Annotated in this window: 27 protein-coding genes; 15 read left to right on the forward strand and 12 right to left on the reverse strand. The window is 63.9% G+C overall.

Annotated features, from left to right (window positions below; all coding sequences use genetic code 11):
* Nucleotides 1–78 precede the first annotated feature (78 nt).
* The 5 genes from O3298_RS07610 to O3298_RS07630 all read left to right on the forward strand — a co-directional run bounded on the left by O3298_RS07610 (nt 79) and on the right by O3298_RS07630 (nt 5,607).
* Complete coding sequence (locus tag O3298_RS07610; RefSeq protein WP_289912725.1) at nt 79–1,146, forward strand: aminoglycoside phosphotransferase family protein; 1,068 nt, start codon at nt 79–81, stop codon at nt 1,144–1,146.
* Nucleotides 1,147–1,344: 198 nt separating this feature from the next.
* Nucleotides 1,345–2,064, forward strand: coding sequence for an N-acetylmuramate alpha-1-phosphate uridylyltransferase MurU (murU, locus tag O3298_RS07615; RefSeq protein ID WP_305058913.1), 720 nt, complete (start codon nt 1,345–1,347; stop codon nt 2,062–2,064).
* Entirely contained in the window at nt 2,064–3,386 is a 1,323-nt protein-coding gene (locus tag O3298_RS07620) for an aminopeptidase P N-terminal domain-containing protein (RefSeq protein WP_305058981.1), read from the forward strand. Before murU ends, O3298_RS07620 begins: the two co-directional genes overlap by 1 nt.
* A 9-nt stretch (nt 3,387–3,395) precedes the next feature.
* Complete coding sequence (locus O3298_RS07625; protein WP_305058914.1) at nt 3,396–4,538, forward strand: FAD-dependent monooxygenase; 1,143 nt, start codon at nt 3,396–3,398, stop codon at nt 4,536–4,538.
* A gap of 115 nt (nt 4,539–4,653) precedes the next feature.
* The gene (locus tag O3298_RS07630) at nt 4,654–5,607 is read left to right on the forward strand and encodes a sensor domain-containing diguanylate cyclase (protein WP_077408800.1); all 954 of its coding nucleotides are present in this window, start codon (nt 4,654–4,656) and stop codon (nt 5,605–5,607) included.
* A gap of 45 nt (nt 5,608–5,652) precedes the next feature.
* Here the strand turns inward: O3298_RS07630 and O3298_RS07635 are convergent, their stop codons facing one another.
* The 3 genes from O3298_RS07635 to O3298_RS07645 are packed head-to-tail and all read right to left on the reverse strand — an operon-like array spanning nt 5,653 to nt 8,581.
* Nucleotides 5,653–7,107, reverse strand: a complete 1,455-nt coding sequence (locus O3298_RS07635) for an NAD(P)(+) transhydrogenase (Re/Si-specific) subunit beta (protein WP_099666245.1) — start codon at nt 7,105–7,107, stop codon at nt 5,653–5,655.
* Between the two features lie 8 nt (nt 7,108–7,115).
* The gene (locus tag O3298_RS07640) at nt 7,116–7,430 is read right to left on the reverse strand and encodes an NAD(P) transhydrogenase subunit alpha (protein ID WP_034778841.1); all 315 of its coding nucleotides are present in this window, start codon (nt 7,428–7,430) and stop codon (nt 7,116–7,118) included.
* Between the two features lie 38 nt (nt 7,431–7,468).
* Nucleotides 7,469–8,581: a Re/Si-specific NAD(P)(+) transhydrogenase subunit alpha gene (locus O3298_RS07645; RefSeq protein WP_305058915.1), complete on the reverse strand. Its 1,113-nt coding sequence runs from the start codon at nt 8,579–8,581 to the stop codon at nt 7,469–7,471.
* Between the two features lie 412 nt (nt 8,582–8,993).
* Here O3298_RS07645 and O3298_RS07650 point away from each other — a divergent pair, with 412 nt between their 5' ends.
* On the forward strand, nt 8,994–9,473 hold the full coding sequence (locus O3298_RS07650; RefSeq protein WP_010401817.1) for an NUDIX hydrolase: 480 nt from the start codon (nt 8,994–8,996) through the stop codon (nt 9,471–9,473).
* 30 nt (nt 9,474–9,503) lie between these two features.
* Nucleotides 9,504–10,625: a tRNA 2-thiouridine(34) synthase MnmA gene (gene mnmA / locus O3298_RS07655; RefSeq protein ID WP_099666243.1), complete on the forward strand. Its 1,122-nt coding sequence runs from the start codon at nt 9,504–9,506 to the stop codon at nt 10,623–10,625.
* Here mnmA and O3298_RS07660 read toward each other — a convergent pair.
* The 3 genes from O3298_RS07660 to O3298_RS07670 form a co-directional block, all read right to left on the reverse strand.
* Nucleotides 10,622–11,029 carry a response regulator gene (locus O3298_RS07660; RefSeq protein WP_034779039.1) on the reverse strand — a complete coding sequence of 136 codons (408 nt, stop codon included), beginning with the start codon at nt 11,027–11,029 and terminating at the stop codon, nt 10,622–10,624. The genes mnmA and O3298_RS07660 overlap by 4 nt on opposite strands.
* A gap of 50 nt (nt 11,030–11,079) precedes the next feature.
* Nucleotides 11,080–11,853 (reverse strand): 5'-3' exonuclease H3TH domain-containing protein, encoded by a 774-nt coding sequence (locus O3298_RS07665; protein WP_034778849.1) that lies wholly within the window; start codon nt 11,851–11,853, stop codon nt 11,080–11,082.
* Nucleotides 11,854–11,924: 71 nt separating this feature from the next.
* Nucleotides 11,925–12,596, reverse strand: coding sequence for a glutathione S-transferase (locus tag O3298_RS07670; protein WP_305058916.1), 672 nt, complete (start codon nt 12,594–12,596; stop codon nt 11,925–11,927).
* A gap of 163 nt (nt 12,597–12,759) precedes the next feature.
* On the opposite strand from O3298_RS07670, the gene O3298_RS07675 reads away from it, so the two are divergent.
* From O3298_RS07675 to nagZ, 4 genes are all read left to right on the forward strand, one after another.
* Nucleotides 12,760–13,812: a YjgN family protein gene (locus O3298_RS07675; RefSeq protein ID WP_257218824.1), complete on the forward strand. Its 1,053-nt coding sequence runs from the start codon at nt 12,760–12,762 to the stop codon at nt 13,810–13,812.
* 1 nt (nt 13,813) lies between these two features.
* Nucleotides 13,814–14,827, forward strand: a complete 1,014-nt coding sequence (locus tag O3298_RS07680) for a M48 family metallopeptidase (RefSeq protein ID WP_289917758.1) — start codon at nt 13,814–13,816, stop codon at nt 14,825–14,827.
* A gap of 104 nt (nt 14,828–14,931) precedes the next feature.
* Nucleotides 14,932–16,542, forward strand: coding sequence for an FMN-binding glutamate synthase family protein (locus O3298_RS07685; protein ID WP_305058917.1), 1,611 nt, complete (start codon nt 14,932–14,934; stop codon nt 16,540–16,542).
* Between the two features lie 181 nt (nt 16,543–16,723).
* Nucleotides 16,724–18,265 carry a beta-N-acetylhexosaminidase gene (gene nagZ, locus O3298_RS07690; protein ID WP_289912713.1) on the forward strand — a complete coding sequence of 514 codons (1,542 nt, stop codon included), beginning with the start codon at nt 16,724–16,726 and terminating at the stop codon, nt 18,263–18,265.
* A gap of 45 nt (nt 18,266–18,310) precedes the next feature.
* Here nagZ and O3298_RS07695 read toward each other — a convergent pair whose 3' ends face one another.
* Complete coding sequence (locus O3298_RS07695) at nt 18,311–19,300, reverse strand: oxidoreductase (protein ID WP_305058918.1); 990 nt, start codon at nt 19,298–19,300, stop codon at nt 18,311–18,313.
* Nucleotides 19,301–19,344: 44 nt separating this feature from the next.
* Between O3298_RS07695 and O3298_RS07700 the strand changes: the two genes are divergently transcribed.
* On the forward strand, nt 19,345–20,349 hold the full coding sequence (locus O3298_RS07700; RefSeq protein WP_369811503.1) for a cupin domain-containing protein: 1,005 nt from the start codon (nt 19,345–19,347) through the stop codon (nt 20,347–20,349).
* 35 nt (nt 20,350–20,384) lie between these two features.
* On the opposite strand, the gene O3298_RS07705 is transcribed toward O3298_RS07700, so the two are convergent.
* The 4 genes from O3298_RS07705 to O3298_RS07720 form a co-directional block, all read right to left on the reverse strand.
* Nucleotides 20,385–20,546 carry a hypothetical protein gene (locus tag O3298_RS07705; RefSeq protein WP_161784184.1) on the reverse strand — a complete coding sequence of 54 codons (162 nt, stop codon included), beginning with the start codon at nt 20,544–20,546 and terminating at the stop codon, nt 20,385–20,387.
* 64 nt (nt 20,547–20,610) lie between these two features.
* Complete coding sequence (locus tag O3298_RS07710) at nt 20,611–20,892, reverse strand: hypothetical protein (RefSeq protein ID WP_289900615.1); 282 nt, start codon at nt 20,890–20,892, stop codon at nt 20,611–20,613.
* A gap of 9 nt (nt 20,893–20,901) precedes the next feature.
* Complete coding sequence (locus tag O3298_RS07715; RefSeq protein ID WP_369811504.1) at nt 20,902–22,809, reverse strand: ferrous iron transporter B; 1,908 nt, start codon at nt 22,807–22,809, stop codon at nt 20,902–20,904.
* Nucleotides 22,806–23,090, reverse strand: coding sequence for a FeoA family protein (locus O3298_RS07720; RefSeq protein ID WP_077408814.1), 285 nt, complete (start codon nt 23,088–23,090; stop codon nt 22,806–22,808). Before O3298_RS07720 ends, O3298_RS07715 begins: the two co-directional genes overlap by 4 nt.
* Before the next feature lie 412 nt (nt 23,091–23,502).
* Between O3298_RS07720 and O3298_RS07725 the strand changes: the two genes are divergently transcribed.
* Nucleotides 23,503–23,718, forward strand: a complete 216-nt coding sequence (locus O3298_RS07725) for a bacterioferritin-associated ferredoxin (protein ID WP_034745611.1) — start codon at nt 23,503–23,505, stop codon at nt 23,716–23,718.
* 17 nt (nt 23,719–23,735) lie between these two features.
* A complete protein-coding gene (locus O3298_RS07730) occupies nt 23,736–24,437 on the forward strand; it encodes an energy transducer TonB (RefSeq protein ID WP_305058920.1) in 702 nt (233 codons plus the stop codon).
* Between the two features lie 154 nt (nt 24,438–24,591).
* On the opposite strand, the gene O3298_RS07735 is transcribed toward O3298_RS07730, so the two are convergent.
* Complete coding sequence (locus tag O3298_RS07735) at nt 24,592–25,272, reverse strand: Fe2+-dependent dioxygenase (protein ID WP_077408815.1); 681 nt, start codon at nt 25,270–25,272, stop codon at nt 24,592–24,594.
* A gap of 421 nt (nt 25,273–25,693) precedes the next feature.
* Here O3298_RS07735 and bfr point away from each other — a divergent pair, with 421 nt between their 5' ends.
* Nucleotides 25,694–26,170 (forward strand): bacterioferritin, encoded by a 477-nt coding sequence (gene bfr / locus O3298_RS07740; protein ID WP_305058921.1) that lies wholly within the window; start codon nt 25,694–25,696, stop codon nt 26,168–26,170.
* Nucleotides 26,171–26,176 lie beyond the last annotated feature (6 nt).

A 26,176-nucleotide genomic window follows, 5' to 3' on the forward strand; every position in this document is an offset into this window, starting at 1 on the left:
ATTGACAGGCGATTTTTTGATTTGAATCCCTTATTATATGGGAATCTGCACCATCAACCCGATTCCACAGGCCGCTTAATGTCATTCTCCCCCAATTCCCCTGCCGCGCCGGCCTCCGCCGACGCTCGCCTGACCCTGTTGAAAGCCTGGTTGGCCCCGCTGAACCTCGTTGCGCCCGATTCCGCCCGCCCCGCTTCCAGCGATGCGAGCTTCCGCCGCTACTACCGTCTCGATGTGCTGCCAGGCAATACAACATTGCCAGGAAGTACATTGATTGCCATGGATGCGCCGCCCGAGCGCGAAAACGTGCCCGCCTTCGTCAAGGTGGCCGGCTTGCTGAAAGGCGCCGGCGTGTCCGTGCCCGAGATCATCGCGCAAGACCTGGAGAATGGCTTCCTGCTGCTCTCCGACCTGGGCACGACCACCTACCTCGACGCCCTGAACCACGACAATGCCAGCGTGCTGTACGCGGAAGCGCTCGAGTCGCTGATGAAAATCCAGCTGGCCAGCCAGCCGGACGTCTTGCCCGAATTCGACCGCGCCTTCATCCTGCGCGAAATGAATCTGTTCCCGGAATGGTTTATTGGCAAGCACCTGGGCGCCACCTTGACGGATGTGCAACAAACCCAGCTGGACAAGGTCTTCGAAGCCATCACGGCGAATATCTTGTCGCAGCAGCAAGTTTTCATGCACCGCGACTACCATTCGCGCAATTTGATGCACATCAACGATGGCTCGATTCCCAATCCCGGCATCCTCGATTTCCAGGACGCCGTCTTCGGCCCCGTCACCTACGACATCGCCTCGCTGCTGCGCGATGCGTATCTCCAGTGGGACGAGGAACTGGTGCTCGACTGGGTGATCCGCTACTGGCAGCGCGCCAAGCAGCTGGGCTTGCCAGTCAATCCCGACATCGACGCCTTCTACCGCGATTTCGAATTCACGGCCCTGCAGCGCCATTTGAAAATCCTCGGCCTGTTCGCGCGCCTGAATTACCGCGACGGCAAGGATCTGTATATGGGCGACCTGCCAACCGTGCTCGACTACGTGCGCAAGACGGCCAACCGCTATACGGAACTCAAGCCGCTGGTGCGTCTGCTCGATGCCCTGGAGAATAAGACGCCGCAAGTCGGCTATACCTTCTGATGACACCCGCCAAAACCTACTGCGCGTCGCGCTTTGCGGCCGGCGATGCTCACCGTACTGCAGTACGGTTGCGCTTCTCGGCCACAAAGCACTGCCGCTCGCTACGGTTTTGTCAGGTGTCGCTACTGCAGAATTAACTTATTGTGCGGCTCACGCCACGCAACAATTACCGAACAAAACAGAAAACGAGTCCTACCCATGAAAGCCATGATCTTTGCCGCAGGCCGCGGTGAACGGATGCGTCCGCTTACCGATACCTGCCCCAAACCGCTGCTGAAAGTGCGCGGCCGTCCACTGATCGTCTGGCATGTGCTGAACCTGGTGCGCGCCGGCATCACGGACATCGTCATCAACCATTCCCACCTGGGCCACCTGATCGAGGAAACCCTGGGCAACGGCAGCGCGTATGGCGCGCGCATCGCGTATTCGCCCGAGAGCACGCCGCTGGAAACGGCGGGCGGCATCGCCCAGGCGCGCCACCTGCTGGGCGAGGAACCATTCCTCGCCATTTCCGGCGACATCTATTGCCCCTACTTTGATTTCAAGCAAGTACTCGACGTGCTGGCCGACAAGGACGTGCTGGGCACGCCGTATCCGGCCGACCAGCGCGACATCGCCTGGACGTACCTGGTGCCCAATCCCGACTTCCATCCCACAGGCGACTTCGGCCTGACCTTGTTCGCGATCAACAATACGGACGACACCAAGTGGACCTTCGCCAATATCGGCGTGTACCGTCCCGAGATGTTCGACGGCATCGCGCCCGGCAGCCACGCCAAACTGGGCGATTTGCTGCGCCAGTACGCGGACCAAGGCCGCGTGGGCGGCGAAGTCTATCCGGGCGAGTGGACCAATGTGGGCACGCCGGCACAGCTCGACGCCCTCAACGGCGTCACGGCCAAGGCCAGCGCAACATGATGGCCAACCACGCGGCACGGCGCGCGGCGCTGCTGGCGCAGATGCTGCCGGGCAGCGTGGCCATCCTCGCCACGGCGCCCGAAGTGCCGCGCAACAGCGATTGCGATTATCCGTACCGCCACGACAGCTATTTCTATTACCTGAGCGGCTTTACGGAGCCCGACAGCGCCGTGGCCCTCGTGGCCGCCAGCGCCACGGCGCCGGCGCGCGCCATCCTGTTTTGCCGCGCCAAGAATACGGAGCGCGAAATCTGGGACGGTTTCCGCCACGGCCCCGAGGCGGCGCGCGCCAGCTTCGGCTTCGACGCCGCCTTCCCCATCGAGGAACTCGACGTGGAAATGACGCGCCTGCTGGCCGACGTCCCCGCCATTTACTATGCGCTGGGCGGCAGCCTCGATGCGCAGGTCAAGGTCTGGCGGCACAACGTGCGGCAAAAGGCCCGCAGCGGCGTCACGGCGCCCGCCATCGCGCATGACATCCATGGCATGCTCGACGCCATGCGCCTGCTGAAAGATACGCAGGAACAGCAGTTGATGCGCCGCGCGGCCGCCATTTCCAGCGCGGCCCACGCGCGCGCCATGCGCGCCACACGACCCGGCATGCACGAATACGCGCTGGAAGCGGAGCTGCTGTACGAATTCCGGCGCAGCGGCGCGCAATTCCCCGCGTATTCCTCCATCGTGGCCGGCGGCGACAACGCCTGCATCCTGCATTACAGCGCCAACAACGCGGTATTACAGGACGGCGAGCTGGTACTGATCGACGCCGGCTGCGAACTCGATGGCTACGCCTCCGACATCACGCGCACCTGGCCCGTCAACGGCCGTTTCAGCGGCCCGCAGCGTGCCCTGTATGAACTGGTGCTGGCCGCGCAACAGGCGTCGCTGGACATGGTCCGCCCCGGCTTGCCGCACAGCGCCATCCACGAGGCGGCCGTGCAGGTGCTGGCGCAGGGCATGCTGGACCTGGGTTTGCTGGACCGGCAGAAAAGCGGCAGCGCGCAGGACGTCATCGCCGACAAGGCGTATATGCCCTTCTACATGCACGGCACCAGCCACTGGCTGGGCATGGACGTGCACGACGTGGGCGCCTACCGTGACACGGACGCGCCCGGCAAGCCATGGCGCGCTTTGGCACCGGGCATGGTGCTGACGGTGGAACCGGGCATCTATGTGCGCCCCGGCGCGGGCGTGCCGGAGCAGTTCTGGCATACCGGCATCCGCATCGAAGACGATGTGCTGGTTACGCCGCAAGGCCATGAAGTCTTCAGCACGGCGCCCAAGGGCGTCGCTGAAATCGAACAACTGATGTCACAGGATTAACGCCGCCGCATGCATACACCGTCCACTTTCGATCTCGCCATCTGCGGCGCCGGCCCCGTCGGCATGGCGCTGGCCGCCCTGCTGGTGCAACGGGGCTGCCGCGCCGCCGGCATCGCCATGCTCGACGCAAAATCCCTCGACCAAGCCAGGCGCGACCCGCGCACCATCGCCCTGTCGCAGGGCAGCCGCCAGATTCTCGAAGAAGCGGGCGCCTGGCCCGTGGCAGCGACCCCGATTCACCAGATTCACGTTTCGCGCCGCGGCAGGTTCGGGCGCAGCCTGATAGACCGCGGCGAGCATGGCGTCGAGGCGCTCGGCTATGTGGCCCGTTACGGCGCCGTCGTCAGCGCGCTGGCCGACGTCTGCGAACGCCTGGGCGTGGCCAGCTTGCGCCCGGCCCTGGTCACGGGCAGCGTGGAAGACGCCGATGGCGTCAGCGTGCAGCTGGAACAGGACGGCGCCGCGTCGAGCTTGCGCGCCAGCCTGCTGGTGCAGGCCGAGGGCGGCCTGTTCGGCCAGCAGCCGGAACGCGCCGTCAGCCGCGATTATGGTCAAAGCGCCATCATTGCCCACGTGCGTACCAGCGATCCCGTCGCCCACCGCGCGTACGAACGCTTCACTGATGAAGGGCCGCTGGCCCTGCTGCCGCAGGACGACGGCTACGCGCTGGTCTGGTGCGTGCCGCCCACGCGCGCGGAACAGTTGCTGGCGCTCGACGAGGTAACCTTCCTGGCGCGCCTGGGCGCCGCCTTCGGCAGCCGCCTGGGGCGGTTTACCCACACGACGCCGCGCCTGGCGTATCCGCTGGGCCTGAACGCCCAGGCGGGCGGCACGGCGCGCACGGTGGCCATCGGCAATGCAGCGCAAACCCTGCATCCGGTGGCGGGACAAGGCCTGAATCTGGGCTTGCGCGACGCCGCCGTGCTGGCCCGCGTGCTGGCGCAGGACAGCAGCCCGGCCGGGCTGGAGCGCTACGCCAGCCTGCGCCAGGCCGACCGGGGGCTGACCGTGCGCGTCACCGACACCATGGCGCGCATCTTCACGGGCAGCGCGCCCACGCAAGGCTTGCTGGGCCTGTCGCTGGGCCTGCTGGACGCATTTCCCCCTGCGCGCAAGACGCTGGCCGAGCTGATGATGTACGGCCGCCGCTAAGTCTTAGCAATAAGGAAAGGGCACGGGCGAAAAAGAAACAGGCGGGCGATCCGGCATGGAGTAAACGGCCCGCGGATGCGACAATGGCTGTCACCTGGCTTTTGGCGACCGTTCCATGACAGATGCATTGCCCGCAGCACCGCCTGCCGCTCTTCCCGAAGTCCTCTTTTCCCGCCTGCTGGAAGACGCCCTCGACGCCGTCATCATCATCGACGAGCAGTGCCGCATCCGCTATATCAATGGCGCCATGCAAACGCTGTCGGGCTATGCCAGCGGGGAATTGCTGGGCCAGACCCTGAACGGCCTGCTGCCTGACGCCGTCGGCGCGCAGCACGACAACCACGTGCTCAATTACATCCGCAGCTCGCGCACCTCCAGTGTGCTGGGCAAGATACGCGAATTCGCCATCCGCCACCGCGACACGCAAATGATCCCCATCGAAATGAAGGCGATGGACCTGGGCGTGGTCGACGGCATGCGCTATTTCGGCGCCTTCTTGCTCGACGTGCGCGAACGGCGCGAACTGGCGGCGAAAAACGCCAGCCTGCTGGCGCAGCTGGAACAGCAGGCGCTGCACGATGCGCTGACGTCGCTGCCGAACCGGCGCGCCTATGAAGCGCAAGCCGAGCAGGCGATGGCGCGCGCGGCACGCAGCGGCGCCGCCCTGAGCGTGGGCGTGGCCGACCTCGACCACTTCAAGAAGATCAACGACCGCTATGGCCATGCCGTGGGCGACGCCGTGCTGCGCACGGTGGCGCAGGCGCTGCGCGACACGGGACGCATCACCGACGTGGCGGCGCGCCTCGGCGGCGAGGAGTTCGGCCTGCTGTTCCCCGACGCCAGCCTGCAGCAGGCACACCAGGTGGCCGAACGCATCCGCGCAGCCGTGGCGGCGGCGGTCACCGTGCTGCCCGACGGTTCCCCGCTGCACGTCACCATCAGTATCGGCGTGGCGCCGCTGGTGCAGGGCGCCAGCCTGGATGCGGCCATGTCGGATGCCGACAAAGCCCTGTATGTCGCCAAGCACCAGGGACGCAACCAGGTCGTCGCGGCAGCGGCCGGCCAATAAAAACGGCCCGCGCAAGGCGGGCCGCTCCTCCTGCACCGGGAGACTTTACTCGATTGCCTTCACCATATCCTCGATCACCTTCTTGGCGTCGCCGAACACCATCATCGTGTTCGCCTGATAGAACAAATCGTTGTCCAGGCCCGCATAGCCGGACGCCATCGAACGCTTGTTGACGATGATGCTCTTGGCCTTGTAGGCTTCCAGGATCGGCATGCCGGCGATCGACGATTTCGGGTCTTTCGCCGCCGGGTTGACCACGTCGTTCGCGCCCAGCACCAGCACCACGTCCGTCTGGCCGAATTCGCCGTTGATGTCTTCCATCTCGAAGACCTGGTCATATGGCACTTCCGCCTCGGCCAGCAGCACGTTCATGTGGCCCGGCATGCGCCCCGCCACGGGGTGAATCGCATACTTGACGGTGACGCCCTTGTGCGTGAGCTTTTCCACCAGTTCTTTCAGCGAGTGCTGCGCGCGCGCCACGGCCAGGCCGTAGCCGGGCACGATGATGACGGTTTCCGCATTGCCCATGATGAAGGCGGCGTCGTCGGCCGAACCCGATTTCACGGGACGCTGTTCCTGCGCGCCCGCCACGCCGGCGGCCGGCGCATCGCCGCCGAAGCCGCCGAGGATGACGTTGAAGAACGAGCGGTTCATGGCCTTGCACATGATGTACGACAGGATCGCGCCGGACGAGCCGACGAGCGAACCGGCGATGATCAGCATCGAGTTATTCAGCGAAAAACCGATGCCGGCCGCAGCCCAGCCCGAGTAGCTGTTGAGCATGGACACCACCACCGGCATGTCGGCGCCGCCGATGGGAATGATGATCAGCACGCCCAGCGCAAAGGCGATGACGGCCATGACGATGAACGGCGTCCAGGCCGGCTCGGCGCCGTCGGCAAAGCAGAACACCAGGCCCAGCGCGATCATCACCAGCGCCAGCACCAGGTTGAGCATGTGCTGGCCCTTGAAGCTGACGGGCGCGCCCTGGAACAGGCGAAACTTGTATTTGCCCGATAGCTTGCCGAAGGCGATCACCGAACCGGAGAAGGTGATGGCGCCGACAAAGGTGCCGATGAACAGCTCGAAGCGGTTACCGATGGGCAGCGCCTCGCCCTGTTTGGCGATATTGAAGGCCCACGGCTCGGAGACGGCCGCCACGGCGATGCACACGGCCGCCAGGCCGATCAGCGAATGCATGGCCGCCACCAGTTCCGGCATCTTCGTCATTTCCACGGTTTTCGCCAGGTAGGCGCCGATGGCGCCGCCCGTGACGATGCCGATGATGACGAGGGTCAGGCCCATGCCGCCCGCTTGCTGCTCCTTCAGTTTCAGGATCAGCGCCACGGTGGTGACGGCGGCAATGGCCATGCCGCTCATGCCGAAGGCATTGCCGCGGCGCGCCGTCGAGGGCGACGACAGGCCTTTCAAGGCCTGGATGAAGCACACCGAGGCGATCAGGTACATCATCGTCACCAGGTTCAGGGTGACGAAGCTCATGGCATGACTCATTCTTTTGCTCCTTGCTTGGCTTTCGGTTCTTTTTTACGGAACATCTCGAGCATGCGCTGCGTGACGAGGAAGCCGCCAAACACGTTGACGGCGGCCAGGGCCACGGCCAGGGTGCCGGCCGCCTGCGCCAGCGGGCCTTGCGTCAGGCCGGCCGCCAGCATGGCGCCGACGATGATGATGGCGGAAATGGCATTGGTAACGGCCATCAGCGGCGTATGCAGCGCCGGCGTGACGGTCCAGACGACGTGGTAGCCGACATAAATGGCCAGCACGAAGATGATCAGGTTAATGATGGTGTGACTGATTTCCATGATGTGGTTCTCTCCCGGTGCCGCGTTGTTTTTGTAACTTATTTACGTAAGATTTCGCTGCCCGCACATACCAGGCTGGCCTTGATGATTTCATCCTCGCGGTCGATCAGCAACTGGTCGTCCTTGTCGATGATGAGCTTCAAGAAGTCCAGCACGTTGCGCGCATACAGGGCCGACGCGTCGGCCGCCACCAGGGTCGCGAGGTTCGGTTCGCCCACGATGTAGACGCCGTGCTTGAGCACCGTCTTGCCCAGTTCCGAGAGCGGGCAATTGCCGCCCTGCTCCACGGCCAGGTCGACGATGACGGAACCGGGTTTCATGGCCTTCACCGTTTCTTCGGAAATGAGCACGGGCGCGGCGCGGCCGGGAATCAGCGCGGTGGTGATGATGATGTCGGCCAGTTTCGCCCGTTCATGCACCAGTTCGGCCTGGCGGCGCATCCAGTCGGCCGGCATGGCGCGCGCATAGCCGCCCGAGCCCTTGGCGATCTCTTTTTCTTCCTCCGTGAGGAAAGGCACGTCGAGGAACTTGGCGCCCAGCGACTCCACTTGTTCCTTGACGGGCGGGCGCACGTCGGACGCCTCGATGACGGCACCCAGGCGCTTGGCCGTGGCGATCGCCTGCAGCCCTGCCACGCCCACGCCCATGATCAGCACGCGGGCCGCCTTGACGGTGCCGGCCGCCGTCATCAGCATCGGCATGAAGCGCTGATAGGTATTCGCGGCCACCAGCACGGCCTTGTAGCCGGCGATGTTCGCCTGCGACGACAGCACGTCCATCGACTGCGCGCGCGTGATGCGCGGCACGGCTTCCAGCGCAAAGGCGGACAGGCCGGCCGCGGCCATGGCGGCGATATTGTCCGCGTCAAACGGGTTCAACATGCCGATCAGCACCGTGCCGCTGGACATCAGGGCCCGTTCATCGGCATCGGGCGCGCGCACCTTAAGCACGATGGCGCAGCCATAGGCTTCCTGGGCGGTGCCGATCTGCGCGCCGGCGGCGGCATACGCGTCGTCGGGAATCGACGCTTGCAAGCCCGCTCCCGATTGCACGACGATCTGATGTTTGGCTGCCAGCTTCTTGACTGTCTCGGGCGTTGCTGCCACCCGTGTTTCACCAGGCCGTGTTTCGGCCGGTATGCCTATCCTCATGATGCCTCCGCTAATTGATAAACTGACTAGAATCTAACACGGAAAGCAGCGCGTTAAACGTTTGTGAACCAGCAACTTTTAGTCGTACGACACTAATTTCACCAGCATCCCACGATTCGTTTCACCATGCGGCGCGGCGCCCATATTGTGGGAAAGGTGTGTCAATCTCACCACAGTCGAGCGTGCGTGCGCGCTTGTTTTGACCACCGGTAAAGCCTATATTAGCGGGCGTTTCCTGCCATCTTGCCGCCTAAGCCCCCATGCTAGTGCGCTCCCCGGGAAAGACGTAAGTACCTCCCACCGCTATTTGCTAAAACGTTGTCATTTATCAATATGTCCGCGCAACAGAAGGCCGGGTTCAAACCGCGCGCGCAGAACAAGATAAAATGTCGGCTCTTTCAAGGATGGAATCATGCCGAGAATCTGGAAACCCTCTGTCACCGTTGCCGCCATCGTCGAGCGCGACGGCCTGTTTTTACTGATTGAAGAAGAGACCAGCGAAGGCATCAAGCTCAACCAGCCGGCCGGTCACCTCGACCCGTTCGAGTCGCTGGAACAGGCGGTGATCCGCGAAACGCTGGAAGAAGCGGCCTACGATTTCATCCCCACGGCACTGGTCGGCATGTACATGTCGCGCTATCAGTCACTGCGCACGGGCGAGGACGTGACCTATTTGCGCTTCACTTTTTGCGGCACGGCCGGCGCCGAGCACGACCGCCCGCTGGACGAAGGCATCATCCGCACCCTGTGGATGACGCGCGACGAGCTGGCGGCGTGCCAGGAACGCCACCGCAGCCCGCTGGTGCTGCAGTGCGTGGACGAATACCTGGCTGGCCGGCGCGCGCCGCTGGCCCTGCTGCACACGCATGCGTCCGTTTTCAATAGCGCATAGCAATATTATTAAAAGTAACTGGAAAGCAAGATGAGCAAGAAGAAAGTCGTTATCGGCATGTCGGGCGGGGTCGATTCCTCGGTCGCGGCATGGATGCTGAAGGAACAAGGCTATGAAGTCATCGGCCTGTTCATGAAAAACTGGGAAGATGACGACGATTCGGAATACTGCTCCACGCGCCAGGACTGGATCGACGCGGCCAGCGTGGCCGACGTCATCGGCGTCGATATCGAAGCCGTCAATTTCGCCTCCGAATACAAGGACCGCGTGTTCGCCGATTTTTTGCGCGAATACCAGGCCGGCCGCACGCCGAACCCGGACGTGCTGTGCAACGCCGAAATCAAGTTCAAGGCCTTCCTCGACCACGCCATGACCCTGGGCGCCGACCTGATCGCCACCGGCCACTATGCGCGCGTGCGCCAGGCGCCCACCGATGCGGGCCGCTACGAGCTGCTGAAAGCCGTCGACGCCAGCAAGGATCAAAGCTACTTCCTGCACCGTTTGAACCAGGCGCAGCTGTCCAAGACCTTGTTCCCGCTCGGTGAAATTCCGAAGACGCAAGTGCGCCAGATCGCCGAGAAACTGGCCCTGCCGAACGCGCAAAAGAAGGATTCGACGGGCATCTGCTTCATCGGCGAACGCCCGTTCCGCGAATTCTTGAACCGCTACCTGTCGTACAAGCCCGGTCCCATGAAGACGGCCGACGGCAAGACCGTGGGCGAACACGTGGGACTGAGTTTTTATACGCTGGGCCAGCGCAAGGGCATCGGCATCGGCGGCGTGAAGTCGTACCAGAACGCGGACGGCAGCAGCGACGCCTGGTATGTGGCGCGCAAGGATATCGCCAACAACACCCTGTGGGTGGTGCAGGGCCATGACCACCCGTGGCTGCTGTCGCCATCCTTGACGGCCGACCAGGCCAGCTGGGTGGCAGGCAGCGCGCCGCAGGCGGGCGCCTTGAGCGCCAAGACGCGCTACCGCCAGGCCGACGTGGCTTGCCAGCTGCTGCCGGACGGGAATGAACACTTCAGCCTGGCGTTTGACCAGGCGCAATGGGCCGTCACGCCGGGCCAGTCGGCCGTGCTGTATGACGGCGACGTGTGCCTCGGCGGCGGCATCATCGCCAGCGCCACAGGCCTGAGCGGTGTCTAGGAATTGCCTTGCGCGGCGGCGGCCAAGGCTTGCTGCTTGCGCACCATGGCAATCACCGTATTGCGCACGGTTTTCAGGACCGTGTCGGCCATGAACGGTTTCACGATGAAGCCCGACACGCCCATGGCGTGGGCCGCCTGCAGCGAGGCGGCGTCGATGCCGCCCGAAACCATGAAAATGAGCGTCTTCGGATACTGGGCGCGGATGGTCTGCACCACGTTGCTCCCGTCTTCCACCTGCTCGCGCGCGATGCACACGAAATGCGGATGGTGCTTGACCAGCAGCGCCAGCCCCAGCGCGCTGGTATGCGTCTGCCCGCAGACATCGTAGCCGCCATCGGTCAGGACCGTGTTCAGCAGGCCGCGCGCCACGGCGCTGCTATCGATCAGGACTGTCTTTAACATCATGATTACTTTCCTTGCTTGATTTATTCCGTGTTCTGGCCAAAAGAGCTCTATTTTTCCCACACGAGCTTGTTCCAGGTCACGCCTAACGTGACATCCGTTTTCAGCGCCACTAACTTTCTTGAAAGATACAGTATTTCCCGCTCTTTTCGCAGGCTTTCGCCCAGCGCGCCCGGCAAAATGCCCGCGCCGGCCATCACGGCATCGATATTGCCGTAGGCGCGCAACAGTTTCGCGCCCGTCTTCAGGCCGATCTTCGACACGCCGGGGATGCTGTCGGTGACGTCGCCCATCAGCGCCAGCAGGTCGGGCAGCAGTTCCGGCGGCACGCCGAACTTTTTCTCGACCCAGGCGTGGTCGTGCCAGACGCCCTTGAAATGGTCCCACACAAGCGCGCCGTGGGCGATCAAGCCGTGCAAATCCTTGTCGGTGGTGGCGATAACGGCCGCGCCGCGCCCCTCGTGCAGCCAGCGCATGACGGCCGTGCCGATCACGTCGTCGGCCTCGACCTCGGGAATGCTGACGACGTGCATGCCGAAGCTGGCCAGCGTGGCATAGAAACCGGGCAAGGCGTCGCGCAGCACCTGCGGCATGGGCTGGCGCCCCTCGCGGTAACCGGCATACAGGGCGTGGCGCCAGGTGGGGCCGCCAAAGTCGAAGGCCGGCAGGATATGCGTCGGCTCGTGGTCGTTGATGAGGGTGCGGAACGACGACAGCGCATGGCGCAGCGCGATCTCCGCCTTCAGGTCGGAATCGGGTTCAGGACTGGCTTCGTAGACGCGGCGTACGATATTCAAGCCGTCGATAGCGAGGAGTCTGGCCATGCGGTAAGTGGATACTGGTTGAATCGGGCATTTTACCGTATGGTTCCCCGCACATCGGGCTTGAATGCCGCTTATTTGGCGAAATCGTAGGGCCCGCCTTTTTCCAGCGCGCGCTGGTAGGCCGGGCGCGCATGGATGCGCTGCAGGAAGGCCGTCAGCTTCGGCAGGCGCTCGTCGAGTCCGCCGCGCATGGCCGCCGCTTCCAGCGGAAAGCTCATCTGGATGTCGGCCGCCGTGAATTCATTGCCGGCAAACCATTTGGTTTTTTCCAGCTCCGCTTCCATGTAGGCCAGCTGGCTGTTGATATTGGGCATGATGAAGCTGCTCTTGACCTTGCTGGCGATGCCGCGCGCGATGGGTTTGACGAAAAACGGCATCGGCGACGATTCGACCTTGTCGAACACCAGCTTCAGCAGCAGCGGCGGCATGGCCGAGCCTTCCGCGAAATGCAGCCAGTAGGTCCAGCGCAGCTTGTCCGGCGTGCCGGCCGCCGGGATCAATCGGCCATTGCCGTAGCGCTCGACCAGGTAGTCGATGATGGCGCCCGATTCGGCGATGGTGTTGGCGCCATCCGTGATCACGGGCGACTTGCCCAACGGATGCACGGCCTTCAGCGAAGCGGGCGCCAGCATGGTCTTCGGGTCGCGCTGGTAGCGCTTGACCTCGTAGTCGAGGCCCAGTTCCTCGAGCAGCCAGAGCACGCGCTGCGAGCGCGAATTGTTCAGATGGTGGACGACGATCATGGTTTTCCCGGTAACAATGGTTGAGTTCCAGTATAGCCGGGGATGGCCGGCTCGGGTCAGCGCAAGCGAATCGACGAAAAAATTGCGAAAAACAGTATTTTCAATTGATAACTTTTCAATAATCCCTTATCTTGTTTTGTTTCCAATAAGTAAGGAAACCCCTGTGGATTTCGACGCAAACAACACTACTCCCCGACAAGAAGCCATCACCTTCAGTGCCACCGGCAGCGAATACTTCCGTATCTGGATCGTCAACCTGCTGCTGAGCATCGTCACCCTGGGCATTTATTCCGCCTGGGCCAAGGTGCGCCGCAACCGCTACTTTTACTCGAGCACCCACCTGGCGGGCGGCAGCTTCGAATACCACGGCAACGCCGTCGCCATCCTGAAAGGCCGTATCGCCGCCGTGGTGCTGATCGCCGGCTACAACATCGCCTTCCAGGTCTCGCCCGTCGTGGGCTTGCTGATGTTCGTGCTGCTGGCCGCCATCCTGCCCTGGCTGGTCTGGAAAAGCCTGCAATTCAAGCTGTACAACACCAGCTACCGCGGCATCCGCTTCGGCTTTGGCGGCAGCGCCAAGGAAGCCTACAAGTACTTCCTGTGGCTGCCCATCCTGAATACCTTCACGGGCGGCCTGATGACGCCTTTCCTGCACCAGCGCCTGAAGCGCTTCCAGCACACGCAAAGCCGTTTCGGCGCCACCCATTTCAGCTTTGACGCCACGGTCGGCAGCTTCTACAAGACCTATTTGCTGTTCTTCGCGTTGCTGCTGGGCGGCTTGCTGGTCCTGATTTTCGTCGTCTTCGGCAGCGTGTTCGCCTCGTTTGCGGCCAATGCGAATGACAAGACCAAGGTTGGCAGCCTGCTGTTTGCCATCGGCGCCCTGTACCTGTGGGCGTTCACCGTGCTGCCGCTGTTCCTGACCATGATCCAGAACCTGATCTGGAACCACACGCGCCTGCAGCAGCACCAGTTCCAGTCGCAGTTGACGTGGGGCCGCACCACCTTCGTCATGCTGAGCAACCTGCTGGGCATCGTCGTCACCCTGGGCCTGTTTACGCCATTCGCCCACGTGCGCTGGCTGAAGTACCGCCTGGAAGCGACGTCCATGCTGGTGCACGGCAGCCTGGACGAATTTGTCGCCGCCACGGGCCAGCAAGTGTCGGCCACGGGCGAAGGCGTGGTCGACCTGCTGGACTTCGACCTGTCGCTGTAGCATGACGCTCGATCACCACGCGCCGGGCGCGGCCCCCGTGCCCGCGCGCTATTTCGACGGCCAGACCTCGCGCCTGTACCACGTCACGCTCAGCGTGCGCGATGGCCAGGCCGTGCTGGCCGGCGATATCGAGCGCAGCTGCCCGCTGGGCGAGCTGCACGTGTCCGAACGCAGCAGCCACGCCGTGCGCAAGGTCAGCTTTGCCGACGGCGCCTACCTGGAAATCGCCGACCAGGCGGCCTTCAACAGCCTGCTGCACGACACGGGCCACCGCGACGGCTGGGTGGTGCGGCTGCAGCAAAGCTGGCGCGGCGCCCTGCTGGCTACGGTGGCCACCATCGTGGCCCTGTGGCTCAGCTATCAATACCTGCTGCCGCTGGCGGCCAAGGGTATCGCGTATGCCCTGCCGCAGTCGGTCGAACGGCAGCTGGGCCAGGGCGTGCTCGACATGCTGGACCGCCATGTATTCGCGCCCAGCCAGCTCGATGGCGCGCGCCAGCAAGCCTTGCGCGCCCAGTTCGCCCGCCTGGCCACGCCCGGCGACAGCACGCCCGAGCACCGCATCGTGTTTCGCAAGAGCAAGATCGGCCCGAACGCGTTTGCCCTGCCGTCCGGCGACATCGTGCTGACCGACGAAATGATCGAACTGCTGCCGGACGACCAGGCCATCATGGGCGTGCTGGCGCATGAGCTGGGACATTTGCAGCAGCGCCACCTGACGCGGCGCATCATCCAGACCTCGGCCGTGGGTGCCGGCGCCGCGCTGTTGTTCGGCGACGTGTCGACGGTGGTGGCGACCCTGCCGCCGCTGCTGCTGGACTTGAAGTATTCGCGCGATGTCGAACGCGATGCGGACGACTACGCGATCGCCATGCTGCGCCAGAACGGCATCCCGCTGGAACACCTGGCGCAAGTGTTTGTCGCCCTGGGCAAGCTGGACCACGGCACGCCGTACCTGTCGAGCCATCCGGCCAGCACCGAACGGGTCGAGCGCATCCGCGCTGCACAACCCTAAGCACCCACGCGGCGTCCGGCGGGCGCCGCGTTCTTTCCAGCCAGCACGTTCCGCGAATCGAAGGTAGACTCATCAGTTATCAGTCTGACTTCACCGGAGTGCCCATGCACCTAGTACCATTTCGCTACCTGACCTTCATTGCGACGGCAGCCATCTTTGTCCTGTCCCTGTTTTACTACGATCACTACTGGCTGCCCGTGCTGGCCGGCGCGCTGACCCTGGTCGGCATCAGCGACCTGCTGCAAACGAAGCGCGCCCTGCGCCGCAATTACCCCATCCTCGCGCATTTCCGCTTCTTTTTTGAGAGCATCCGCCCCGAAATCCGCCAGTATTTCCTGGAAAGCGACAGCGAGGCGACGCCGTTCTCGCGCAGCCAGCGCAGCATCGTCTACCAGCGCGCCAAGGAGCAGACGGACAAGCGCCCGTTCGGCACCCAGCTCGACGTGTATGAAGCAGGCTATGAATGGATCAACCATTCCATCGCCCCCGCCAAGGTGACGGGCCACGACTTCCGCATCGACATCGGCAACCATCCCGACTGCCCGCGCGAAAAACCGTATTCGGCCAGCGTCTTCAATATCTCGGCGATGAGCTTTGGCGCCCTGTCGGCCAACGCCATCCTGGCCCTGAACGGCGGCGCGCGCAGCGGCGGCTTCATGCACGACACGGGCGAAGGCAGCATCAGCCCATACCACCGCGAAAACGGCGGCGACCTGGTGTGGGAAATCGGCTCCGGCTACTTCGGCTGCCGCAACCAGGACGGCACGTTTTCCGAGGAACGCTTCATCGCCAACGCCAGCTCGGAGCAGGTGAAAATGATCGAGCTGAAGATGTCGCAGGGCGCCAAGCCGGGCCACGGCGGCGTGCTGCCCGGCCCGAAAGTGACGATCGAAATCGCCACCACGCGCGGCGTGATGGTGGGCGAGGATTGCGTCTCGCCGGCCGCGCACAGCGCCTTTTCCACGCCGCTGGAAATGCTGCACTTTATCGACCGCCTGCGCACGCTCTCCGGCGGCAAGCCGACGGGCTTCAAGCTGGCCATCGGCCACCCGTGGGAATTCTTCGCCATCGTCAAAGCCATGCTGGAAACGGGCATCACGCCCGACTTCATCGTCGTCGACGGCAGCGAAGGCGGCACGGGCGCCGCGCCCCTGGAATTCACGGACCATGTGGGCACGCCGCTGCAGGAAGCGCTGGTGCTCGTGCATAACACGCTGGTGGGCGCCAACCTGCGCGACAGAATCAAGATCGGCTGCTCGGGCAAGATCATCACGGCCTTCGACATCGCCCGCTTGCTGGCGCTGGGCGCCGACTGGTGCAATTCGGCGCGCGGCTTCATGTTCGCGCTGGGCTGCATCCAGTCGCAAAGCTGCCACACGGACCGCTGCCCCACGGGCGTGGCCACGCAAGACCCGCAGCGCCAGCGCGCGCTGGTAGTGTCGGACAAGATCTCCCGCGTGGCGCACTTCCACCAGAACACCATGAAAGCGCTGGCCGAACTGATCGCCGCCGCCGGCCTGGCGCATCCGCAGGAACTGCGCCCGCACCACCTGGTGCGGCGCATCTCGCCAAACCAGGTGAAACTGGCCTCGGCCCTGCTGCCCTTCCTGGAAGCGGGCCAGCTGCTCGACCCGAGCCAGCTGCCGCAGCTGCCGCCCGTGTTCGGCCTGTACTGGCCCAAGGCGCAATCGGCATCGTTCCAGCGCCTGGATTGAACCCGGCCTTGCGCAAGTGGAGCAATACCACTTAATAACCACTTGCGCAAAAACCCAAATCCAATACAATACCAAAATAAGGTCAAAACCAAGGCAGCTTTCCGGTGAGCGCTCCATTGCGCCGCCGCGGGCCACAATACGGACTTGTCGTCATCAGAATGAATACCGGAGGAGTTGCAGCATGGAGCAGGGTTTGCGCGAGAAAGTAGGACAGCTATTCATGGTGGGCTTCGACGCCCTGCAGGCGGACGAGCATATCAAGACCTTGATACGCGACAAGAAGGTGGGCGGCGTGATCCTGTTCCGCCGCAACGTGCACACGCCAGCGCAAGTGTCCGCCCTGTGCCGCGAGCTGCAGGAGATCAATGCGGAAGTGTCCGACATTCCGCTGCTGATCTCCATCGACCAGGAAGGCGGCATGGTGATGCGCATCGAGCAGGGCGTCACGCCGATTCCCGCCGCGATGGCCTTCCAGGCGGCCGGCTCCATCGACGACTGCGAACGCATGAACCAGATCAGCGGCGATGAAATGCGCCAGGTGGGCATCAACCTGCTGCTCGCCCCCGTGCTGGACGTGAACAACAACCGCAACAACCCCGTCATCGGCGTGCGCGCGTATGGCGAGGATGCCGCCACCGTCATCGACTACGGCATGGCGGCCATGCGCGGCCAGCGCGCCAGCGGCATGGCCGTCACCGCCAAGCACTTCCCCGGCCACGGCGACACGGCCATCGACACGCATTACGCCATGGCCCTGGTCCCGCACGACAAGGAACGCCTGCGCGCCGTGGAACTGGCGCCCTTCCGCGCGGCCATTGCCGGCGGCGTGGACGCCATCATGACGGCGCACGTGGTCTTCCCCGCCTTCGAGGCCGACACCAGCGTGCCGGCTACCCTGTCGAAAGGCGTGCTGACGGACCTGCTGCGCGGCGAGTTGAAATACCAGGGCGTCGTCATTACCGACTGCCTGGAAATGGCGGCCATCGCCGACGGCATCGGCATCGCCCAGGGCGCCATCGCTACCTTGCAGGCAGGCGCCGACATCGTCCTCATTTCGCACCGCGAAGCACAGCAGACGGCGGCCATCGACGCCGTCATCGCCGCCGTGGAGCGCGGCGACATCGCGCTCTCCCGCATCGACGCGGCCTGTGCCCGCGTGGCTGAACTCAAGCGCAACCGCGCCGTGCGCGACTGGCGCGCGCGTCCGCTCACGCCGCCGGCGCTGATGCAGCCGGCCGCGATGGCCCTGTCGCAGCTGCTGCAAAAGGCCGCCTTGCGCGTGCAGGGCGACTACCGCCCGCTCGACGCGGGCCTGCCCGTGACCCTGCTGACGGTGGAAGTGCGCTCGCGCAGCGAAATCGACGAAGTGGCGCTGGGCCGCAACAAGGAAGCGCGCAGTTCGATGCTGCCGGCGCTGCTCGAAGCAGGCCTGGACGTGCGCGAGTACGCCTTGTCGGCCGAGGCGCTGGACGACGAAGTCAATGCAGCCATCGCCTTTGCGCAAGGCGCGCAGCAGATCGTGCTGCAAACGTATAACGCCATGTTCGTCGACGGCCAGCGCCGCCTCGTCGACGCCCTGCCGCAGGATAAACTGTGGCTGGTGGCGGGCCGCCTGCCGTATGACCTGGACCTGGCGCCGAATGCGCAAGGCCGCCTGGCCGCCTTCGGCTGCCGTCCGGCCGCGCTGGTGCCAGTGGTGGAAAAACTGGCGGGCAAGGCGTAAAGCCACGCCACCCTCCTGCACATGCCGGGCCTTGCCCGGCATTTTTTATGCCGCGTCGCAATCGAAGCGCACGCCCGTCATCTGTTCGCTCAGCGTCCATAGCCGGCTTGCCTGCCCGGGATCGATGGCCCAGCGCCGCACGCCCGGCCCCATGCTGTCGTCCTCCACCAAGGGGGCGATATCGCCATCCTCGCAATACACGCCACCGATGCCCTCAAGCTGCGCGCTGGTAGCACACCAGACGGTGGTGGCCGCTCCCTGCGCCACATTCTTGAAACCCGACTGCGGCGGCGGATTCACCTGGCCCGCATCGTCAAGCGCTCCCACCCTGCGCAAATCATCCTGGTCCAGGTGGCGCACCAGCGGCGTCAGGATGGCGCCCGGATGCAGCGAGTAGGCGCGCACGCCGTGTTCCGCACCACGTCGGTCCAGTTCCACGGCAAACAGCGCATTGGCGCTTTTCGACTGCGCATACGCGCGCCATTTGTCGTACGGCTGGCGCAGGAAATGCGGGTCGTCCAGGTCGACGCCCGCCTGCCGGTGTCCCAGCGACGACACGCACACGACGCGCGCGCCCTGCGCCTGCCGCAAGGCGGGCCACAGGCGCGCCGTCAACTGGAAATGCCCTAGGTGATTCGTCGCGAACTGCGCCTCGTAGCCACGTGCATCGCGCAGCAAGGGCGTGGCCATGATGCCGGCGCCGTTCACCAGCAGGTGCAGGGGGCGGCCGGTGGCAAGGAAGGCGGCCGCGAATGCGTCGATCGATTGCGGATCGAGCAGGTCGAGCGCCGCGACCTCCACGCCAGCCATGCCGGCCAGTGCCGCTTGCGCCTGATGCTGGTCGCGCGCCGGCACCAGCACCCTGGCGCCAGCGCCAGCCAGCACGCGCACCGTTTCCAGCCCCAGGCCCGACGCGCCGCCCGTGACGATGGCCTGCACGCCGGACAGGTCGCGGCCGGCCAGCACCTCGCTGGCGGTCGTGGCCGCGCCAAAACCGGAATGAAGGGGAATTTGCCTGTGATCGCCGTATGTCATGTCTGCCTCTGCATGTGGGTGGCCAGCGCGGGATGGCTGGCGACATGCGTATTTTGCGCGAGCAGTTCTGGACGGTGAATGGCGTAAAATCCGCAATACTATCGCCATCGTCCAGAATTGCCGCCACCATGGATTTGCTCTCCGATGTACTCTCGCTGTTTGATACGCGCAGCTCCTACTTTGCCGGCCTGAAGGCGGGCGGCGAGTGGGCCATCGATTTTCCGCCGCCGGACGGCATCAAGTTCAACGCCGTGATCGAAGGCGCTTGCTGGCTGACGGTCGCGGGTATCGACGCTCCCGTGCAGCTGCAGACGGGCGACTGCTTCCTGCTGGCGCCGGGACGCGCGTTCACCCTGGCCAGCACGCCCGGCTTGCCGGCCGCGCCAGCACTGGAAGTGTACCGGCACACGCAGCAGGGCGTGGCCCGCCACGGCGCGCCGCAGCACGATTTCTTCCTCATCGGCGGACGCTTCCACTTTGGCGACGAAGCGGCCATCCTGCTCGACTGCCTGCCGCCGCTGCTGCACGTGCGCGGCGATACGGACCAGGCCAGCGTGCTGCACTGGGCCTTGCAACGGTTGGCGCAGGAACTGCAGGCGACGGCGCCCGGCGCGGCGCTGATGACGCGCCACCTGGGCCACATGATGCTGCTGCAAATGCTGCGCCAGTATCTTGAAGCGCAGGCCTCGCACCCGGTGGGCTGGCTGTTCGCGCTGGCCGATCCCCGGCTGCGCGCCGCCATCGAGGCCATGCACGCGCAACCGGCGCGGCGCTGGACCTTGCAGCAGCTGGCCGCCGTCGCGGGGCAGTCACGCTCCGCCTTTGCCTTGCACTTCAAGAAGCGGGTGGGCGTGACGCCGCTCGACTATCTGCTGCGCTGGCGCATGCGCCTGGCCACGCGGCGCCTGAAGGACGGCAGCGCGCCCGTCACCTTGATCGCACAGGCGCTGGGCTACGATTCCGACAGCGCCTTCAGCCACGCCTTCAAGCGCGTCATGGCTTGCTCGCCGCGCCAGTACCGGCTGCGCCACGCAGATGCACAGGCGTAAAAAAACCCGCGCTTGCGGGTTTTAATCATACAAGGTCAGCGCGCCGGCACGGGCGGCAGGGCCGCCACCGCCAGCAAGGCAAACGGTCCGAGAAACAGGCCGATGCCGAACCACAGTCCCCCGTGGCGGCCGCGCCGGCTGGCCAGCAGCCAGGTGGCGACCGCAAACAAAAACATGAAGATCAACAGTATCGCCATTGCCACTCCTTGCCATGTGGAAAGCCCAGTGTAGCCCACGGGCGCACCCGTGGCTAGACGTACATCAGTCCTGGCGCTGCACCTGCATCAGGATCACGCGCTTGCTGCTGCCATCGGCTGGCGGCGTGCTTGACGGCGGCGGCGGGCTGTCGCACGAGCCGCAGGAACCGCAACCGCTACCGCAGCCCGGCGCCACCTTGAAGAAGGTCGACATCTTTGCCTCATCGAGGCCGCAGCGCACGAGGCCCCGCACGATGGCGCGGCGCACGCCCGCCGGTAGGTACTTGGTCGAAAAATGCAGCAGCGCGGCTGCGACGATCAGGGCGACGATGAGGGTTTGCCACATGGTTTTCTCCTAAGCGCCCAGCATCAGGGCGACACGGTACGTGATGAACGAGGCGGCATACGCCAGCGCGAACATGTAGCCGGCCATCAGCAGCGGATAGCGCCAGCCGCCCGTCTCGCGCTTCACCACGGAGAGCGTCGACAGGCACTGCGGCGCAAACACATACCAGGCCAGCAAGGACAGCGCGGTCGCCAGCGACCACGAATGGGCGATCAGCGGCTCCAGGGTGGTGGCCAGCGCGTCGCCCGTTTGCGACAGCGCATACACGGTACCCAGGGCGCCGACGGCCACTTCGCGCGCCGCCATGCCCGGCACCAGCGCGATGCAGATCTGCCAATTGAAGCCGATGGGCGCGAAGATCACTTCCAGGCCGCGGCCCAGGATGCCGGCCAGGCTGTAGTAGATCGGCGGATGGATGGCGTTATCCGGCGCGCCGGGGAAGGTGCTGAGGAACCACAGGATGATCATCAGGCTCAGGATGATGGTACCGACGCGCGTCAGGAAGATCTTCGCGCGCTCCCACAGGCTGACGGCCAGGTTGCGCAGGTGCGGCCAGTGATAGGCGGGCAATTCCAGCATCAGCGGCTGGTTGCCGCGCACACCCATGCCGCGTTTCATGACCCAGGCCACGGCCATGGCCGAGATGATGCCGGCGAAGTACAGCACGAACAGCACCAGGCCTTGCAGGCTCAGATAGCCCCATACCTGGCGTTCCGGGATGAAGGCGGCGATGATCAGCGCATACACGGGCAGGCGCGCCGAACACGTCATCAGCGGCGCGATCATGATGGTGACCAGGCGGTCGCGCGGATTCTGGATGGTACGCGCCGCCATCACGCCGGGAATGGCGCAGGCAAAGCTCGACAGCAGCGGGATGAAGGCGCGGCCGGACAGGCCCACGCCGCCCATCAGGCGATCCAGCAGGAAGGCGGCGCGCGGCAGGTAGCCGCAGTCTTCCAGGCTCAGGATGAAGAAGAACAGGATCAGGATCTGCGGCAGGAACACCAGCACGCTGCCGACGCCGCCGATGATGCCTTCCACCAGCAGGCTTTTCAGGTGACCGTCTGGCATGTTCGCCGTCAGCACGGCACCCAGGTGGCCCACGCCATCGGTGATCATTTCCATCGGCGTGGCGGCCCAGGCAAACACGGCCTGGAAGATCAGGAACATCAGCACGGCCAGGATGATGGGGCCGAACACGGGGTGCAGCACCACGTCGTCGATCTTTTCCGTCAGGTTGCCCTTGTCGCTCGTGTCATTGCTGACGGCGGACAGGATGCGGCGCACTTCGCGCTGGGTTTCTTCGACGCTGACGGCATCGATGGCCGCCAGCGGTTTCGCCTCCACGGTCGGCAGCGGCAGCATGGCGTCGATGGCGTTCAGCAAGGCTTTTTCGCCATCGTGCTGCACCGCCACGGTTTCCACCACGGGCATGCCCAGTTCCTGCGACAGTTTCACCGTGTCGATCAGCATGCCGCGCTTGCGCGCCACGTCCGTCATGTTCAGCGCCAGCAACATGGGCAGGCCCAGGCGCTTGACTTCCAGCACCAGGCGCAGATTCAGGCGCAGGTTGGTGGCGTCGACGACGCAGATGATGGCGTCCGGACGCGGGTCGCCGCGGCGCAAGCCGCCCACCACGTCGCGCGTGATGGCTTCATCGGGCGTGGTGGCCGACAGGCTGTAGGCGCCCGGCAGGTCGAGCAGGCGCACGGGCTTGCCGGCTGGCGAGGTGAAATGGCCTTCCTTGCGCTCGATGGTCACGCCGGCGTAGTTCGCCACTTTCTGGCGCGCGCCCGTCAAACGGTTGAACAGGGCGGTCTTGCCGCAGTTCGGATTGCCCAGCAAGGCAATTTGTGGCTGATGCGGCGGCTTGTGCACGCCTGCATCCACGATAGTTTCGACAGCACCCATGGTCATTCCGGTTGAAGCAGCGGTTGAATCGTAATCAGCGCCGCTTCGAAGCGGCGCAGTGCGAACGTGGCATTGCCGACCTTGATGGCCAGCGGATCGCCGCCGGGAATGCCGCGCTTGAGCATGCGGATACGTTCGCCGGGAACGAATCCCAACTCCATCAAGCGGCGGGCCAGGTCGACGCCGTCCTCCGTCTGTCCTGCCGTGTGGGGCGTGATATGCAACACCGTGCCGCTCTGGCCGACTGCCAGCGCATCGAGCGTCATCATGGGTGGAACTAGAGTCATGAGCAAATTCCGTTCAAATTAAGAACACCTGATACCGGCGACGGCGCAAGGCGCCTTGCACCGGTTCCAGGTTTGTGAGGTAAAACGCAACTGTTGCGCATTACCGACAAGCGGCCATTCAATCTGTCCAGACGGTGACCGTCCGAGACAATACCAGCATTATAAACATGAATGCGAATAGTTTTTATTTAGCCCGGAGAGCCGCCCCCATCAAGGGCTGCGTCATTCGGAAACATGGCCTGTGAAGCTGCGGCGCCAGGCCGCCAATTGCCGCACACTTGATCAAAATCACTTGCATTGTCCCCCGCTTTGCGCGACAATGAAACGTAATGATAATGATTCTCATTAAAACACTAGCAACAATGCTTTCCAGCACTAGTGTCTGTTCATCCTCCAGCCAGAAGGTGTATCAATGATTGTATGTGTCTGCAACAACATATCTGATCGTGAAATCCGTCAAGCCGTCGATCTTGGCCTGTCCAGCATGGCCGAACTGCGCCGCGACCTGGGCGTGGCCACCTGCTGCGGCAAATGCCACACCTGCGCGCGGGAAGTGCTGAACGATCACCTGAACGCCACCGTGGCGCTGCAAGAAACCGTATTGATGCGAGCTGTACTGACAAACTAAAGAAAGCGATGAACGCCATGACGATGATGCCCCCGCCCGTAACGGTGCAGGCCGTGCAGCAATTTGCCGACTTCGACAAGAAGCGCAACAAATTCGCGCCGCTGATGGCCATCGTCGTCCTGCACATCGCCGGCTTTTACGCCATCCAGAGCGGCCTGCTGAGCCGTGTGGTCACGGCGGCCATGCCGACCATCACCACCATCAGCATCATCGCCCCGCCGGCGCCGCCCAAGCCGCCAGCGCCGTCCGTACCGAAAACCGTGGAATTGAGCGCCCCCGTGCCGCCCGCCGTGATCCCGCCGCTGCCGCTGATCGCCGTGGCGCCGAGCGAACCGACGATCACGCCGCCGCAGCCGACGCGCGCCGAAGCGGCACCGGTTGCCACCGCCGCGCCGACAGCGCCATCGACACCGTCGCCCACGCCTCCGGCGCCGTCGACGCCGCGCACCGTCAGCAGCGTCGAATACATCAAGGCGCCGCAACTGATCTACCCGAATCTGTCGCGCCGCCTGGGCGAGAGCGGCACCGTGGTGTTGCGCATCCTGATCAATGAAAAGGGCTTGCCCGAGCAAATCCTGATCCATAAATCGACCGGCTACGGCAACCTCGATGAGGCAGGCCGCCAGGCAGCCCAGCGCGCGCTGTTCAAGCCGATGATCGAAAACGGCAAGCCTGTTCCCGTGTACGTGTTAGTACCGCTGACCTTCCAACTGAGCTAGCCTTCCGGCGGCCCTTGCGCCGCTGCCAGCCCGCAAGCACCGCACCCTGTGCCCTGCTTGCTTTTTTGCGCCCTGTTTTCTGTACCAGTCAAGCAACTGCTTGTTTCAGTCTGCCAGCCTACATCCCCGGGCCAGGCAGACTTTTTTTTGCGCTCTACATCTCCGCCCACATCCTGAGCAGGTTGTGATAATGCCCCGTCAAGCCCACCGTCGCCGGTGAATCGCCGTGTTCTCCGCGCACGCTCTGGATGTTTTGATCGAGCTCAAACAGCATGCTGCGCTTCCAATCCTCGCGCACCATGCTTTGCGTCCACAGGAAGGAGCAGATGCGCTCGCCGCTGGTGACGGGCAGTACCTGATGCACGCTGCTCGACGGATACACGATCACGTCGCCGGCCGGCAATTTCACTTCATGCGTGCCATACGCGTCGACCACCACCAGCTCGCCGCCTTCGTACTCGTCCGGCTCGCTCAAAAACACGGTCGACGAGACGTCGGCGCGCATCGATTGCATGCCGTTTTTCGGCGTGCGGATGGCACCGTCGATATGCAGGCCATAGTGCTCGCCGCCCGCATAGCTGTTGAAGAACGGCGGCAGGATGCGCAGCGGCAGCACGGCGGAAAAGAACAGGGGGTTGGCCATCAGCGCGCGGCTGACGATCTCGCCCAGTTCCAGCGCCAGCGGCGAACCTTCCGCCAGCTGGCGGTTGCGCTTGACTTGCGCGCCTTGCGCCCCGACGCTGGCGCGCCCGTCGACCCAGTCCGTCTGCGCCAGGCGCTGGCGAAACTGCGTGACCTGTTCCGGCGTCAGCACGCCGGGTATATGCAGCATCATCTTGCTATCCTTTTTCAGTAAATATCGCTGCCTGATTATCGCATCGCCGGCAGCGGCCAAGAAGACACAAAAGCAAGAACGGAGCAACATTTCCCGCCTTTTCAGCACGGCCATGCAGGCGCGCCAGCGGCGGCCAAATAGGAGCATGAACGCGAATGAGAATGGCCTTCATTTTCCTTAACAAATAAAAAACGGAAAAATGTGCCAATCCATTTGAGAATGGGTTTTATTCGCACGATATTTACGTTAAAAAGACGGAAAAATGCCGTTTACCGCCCGAAATCGCCCATATTTTGCGCTATCATGCGGGCATAGCGAAACCGGCAACCTGCGCGCCACCAGGCAGCCAGCGCCACCCGGCAGTGAACGCCAGCAGCCTCCGGTTTCATCATCGAACGCGACACAGAACAAAGGAAATCCCATGAAGGGCGATAAAGAAGTCATCCGCATGCTCAACGCACAGCTCACCAACGAACTGTCGGCCATCAACCAGTACTTCCTGCATGCGCGCATGTACAAGCACTGGGGCCTGGAAAAGCTGGGCAAGAAGGAATACGAAGAATCGATCGGCGAAATGAAACACGCCGACAAGCTGATCGACCGCATCCTGATGCTCGACGGCCTGCCGAACCTGCAAGCGCTGCACAAGCTGCTGATCGGCGAGAACACGCCGGAAATGCTGGAATGCGACTTGAAGCTGGAACGCGCCGCGCACGCCACCGTCAAGGAAGGCATCGCCATCAGCGAAAAAGTGGGCGACTACGTCTCGCGCGACCTGTTCCTGATGATCCTGGAAGACACGGAAGAACATATCGACTGGCTGGAAACGCAGATCGACCTGATCGCCAAAGTCGGCATCCAGAACTACCTGCAAAGCCAGATGGCGATTGAAGAGTAATTTTTC

The sequence above is a fragment of the Janthinobacterium sp. SUN137 genome (assembly GCF_030587265.1).
In the GTDB taxonomy this organism is placed as follows: domain Bacteria; phylum Pseudomonadota; class Gammaproteobacteria; order Burkholderiales; family Burkholderiaceae_D; genus Janthinobacterium; species Janthinobacterium kumbetense.

Bases quoted from the DNA above. Each gene is read 5' to 3' on its own strand.
- O3298_RS07610 (WP_289912725.1), top strand. From the start codon at position 79: ATGTCATTCTCCCCCAATTCCCCTGCCGCGCCGGCCTCCGCCGACGCT.
- murU (WP_305058913.1), top strand. From the start codon at position 1,345: ATGAAAGCCATGATCTTTGCCGCAGGCCGCGGTGAACGGATGCGTCCG.
- O3298_RS07620 (WP_305058981.1), top strand. From the start codon at position 2,064: ATGGCCAACCACGCGGCACGGCGCGCGGCGCTGCTGGCGCAGATGCTG.
- O3298_RS07625 (WP_305058914.1), top strand. From the start codon at position 3,396: ATGCATACACCGTCCACTTTCGATCTCGCCATCTGCGGCGCCGGCCCC.
- O3298_RS07630 (WP_077408800.1), top strand. From the start codon at position 4,654: ATGACAGATGCATTGCCCGCAGCACCGCCTGCCGCTCTTCCCGAAGTC.
- O3298_RS07635 (WP_099666245.1), bottom strand. From the start codon at position 7,107: ATGAGCTTCGTCACCCTGAACCTGGTGACGATGATGTACCTGATCGCC.
- O3298_RS07640 (WP_034778841.1), bottom strand. From the start codon at position 7,430: ATGGAAATCAGTCACACCATCATTAACCTGATCATCTTCGTGCTGGCC.
- O3298_RS07645 (WP_305058915.1), bottom strand. From the start codon at position 8,581: ATGAGGATAGGCATACCGGCCGAAACACGGCCTGGTGAAACACGGGTG.
- O3298_RS07650 (WP_010401817.1), top strand. From the start codon at position 8,994: ATGCCGAGAATCTGGAAACCCTCTGTCACCGTTGCCGCCATCGTCGAG.
- mnmA (WP_099666243.1), top strand. From the start codon at position 9,504: ATGAGCAAGAAGAAAGTCGTTATCGGCATGTCGGGCGGGGTCGATTCC.
- O3298_RS07660 (WP_034779039.1), bottom strand. From the start codon at position 11,029: ATGTTAAAGACAGTCCTGATCGATAGCAGCGCCGTGGCGCGCGGCCTG.
- O3298_RS07665 (WP_034778849.1), bottom strand. From the start codon at position 11,853: ATGGCCAGACTCCTCGCTATCGACGGCTTGAATATCGTACGCCGCGTC.
- O3298_RS07670 (WP_305058916.1), bottom strand. From the start codon at position 12,596: ATGATCGTCGTCCACCATCTGAACAATTCGCGCTCGCAGCGCGTGCTC.
- O3298_RS07680 (WP_289917758.1), top strand. From the start codon at position 13,814: ATGACGCTCGATCACCACGCGCCGGGCGCGGCCCCCGTGCCCGCGCGC.
- O3298_RS07685 (WP_305058917.1), top strand. From the start codon at position 14,932: ATGCACCTAGTACCATTTCGCTACCTGACCTTCATTGCGACGGCAGCC.
- nagZ (WP_289912713.1), top strand. From the start codon at position 16,724: ATGGAGCAGGGTTTGCGCGAGAAAGTAGGACAGCTATTCATGGTGGGC.
- O3298_RS07695 (WP_305058918.1), bottom strand. From the start codon at position 19,300: ATGACATACGGCGATCACAGGCAAATTCCCCTTCATTCCGGTTTTGGC.
- O3298_RS07700 (WP_369811503.1), top strand. From the start codon at position 19,345: ATGCGTATTTTGCGCGAGCAGTTCTGGACGGTGAATGGCGTAAAATCC.
- O3298_RS07705 (WP_161784184.1), bottom strand. From the start codon at position 20,546: ATGGCGATACTGTTGATCTTCATGTTTTTGTTTGCGGTCGCCACCTGG.
- O3298_RS07710 (WP_289900615.1), bottom strand. From the start codon at position 20,892: ATGTGGCAAACCCTCATCGTCGCCCTGATCGTCGCAGCCGCGCTGCTG.
- O3298_RS07715 (WP_369811504.1), bottom strand. From the start codon at position 22,809: ATGACCATGGGTGCTGTCGAAACTATCGTGGATGCAGGCGTGCACAAG.
- O3298_RS07720 (WP_077408814.1), bottom strand. From the start codon at position 23,090: ATGACTCTAGTTCCACCCATGATGACGCTCGATGCGCTGGCAGTCGGC.
- O3298_RS07725 (WP_034745611.1), top strand. From the start codon at position 23,503: ATGATTGTATGTGTCTGCAACAACATATCTGATCGTGAAATCCGTCAA.
- O3298_RS07730 (WP_305058920.1), top strand. From the start codon at position 23,736: ATGACGATGATGCCCCCGCCCGTAACGGTGCAGGCCGTGCAGCAATTT.
- O3298_RS07735 (WP_077408815.1), bottom strand. From the start codon at position 25,272: ATGATGCTGCATATACCCGGCGTGCTGACGCCGGAACAGGTCACGCAG.
- bfr (WP_305058921.1), top strand. From the start codon at position 25,694: ATGAAGGGCGATAAAGAAGTCATCCGCATGCTCAACGCACAGCTCACC.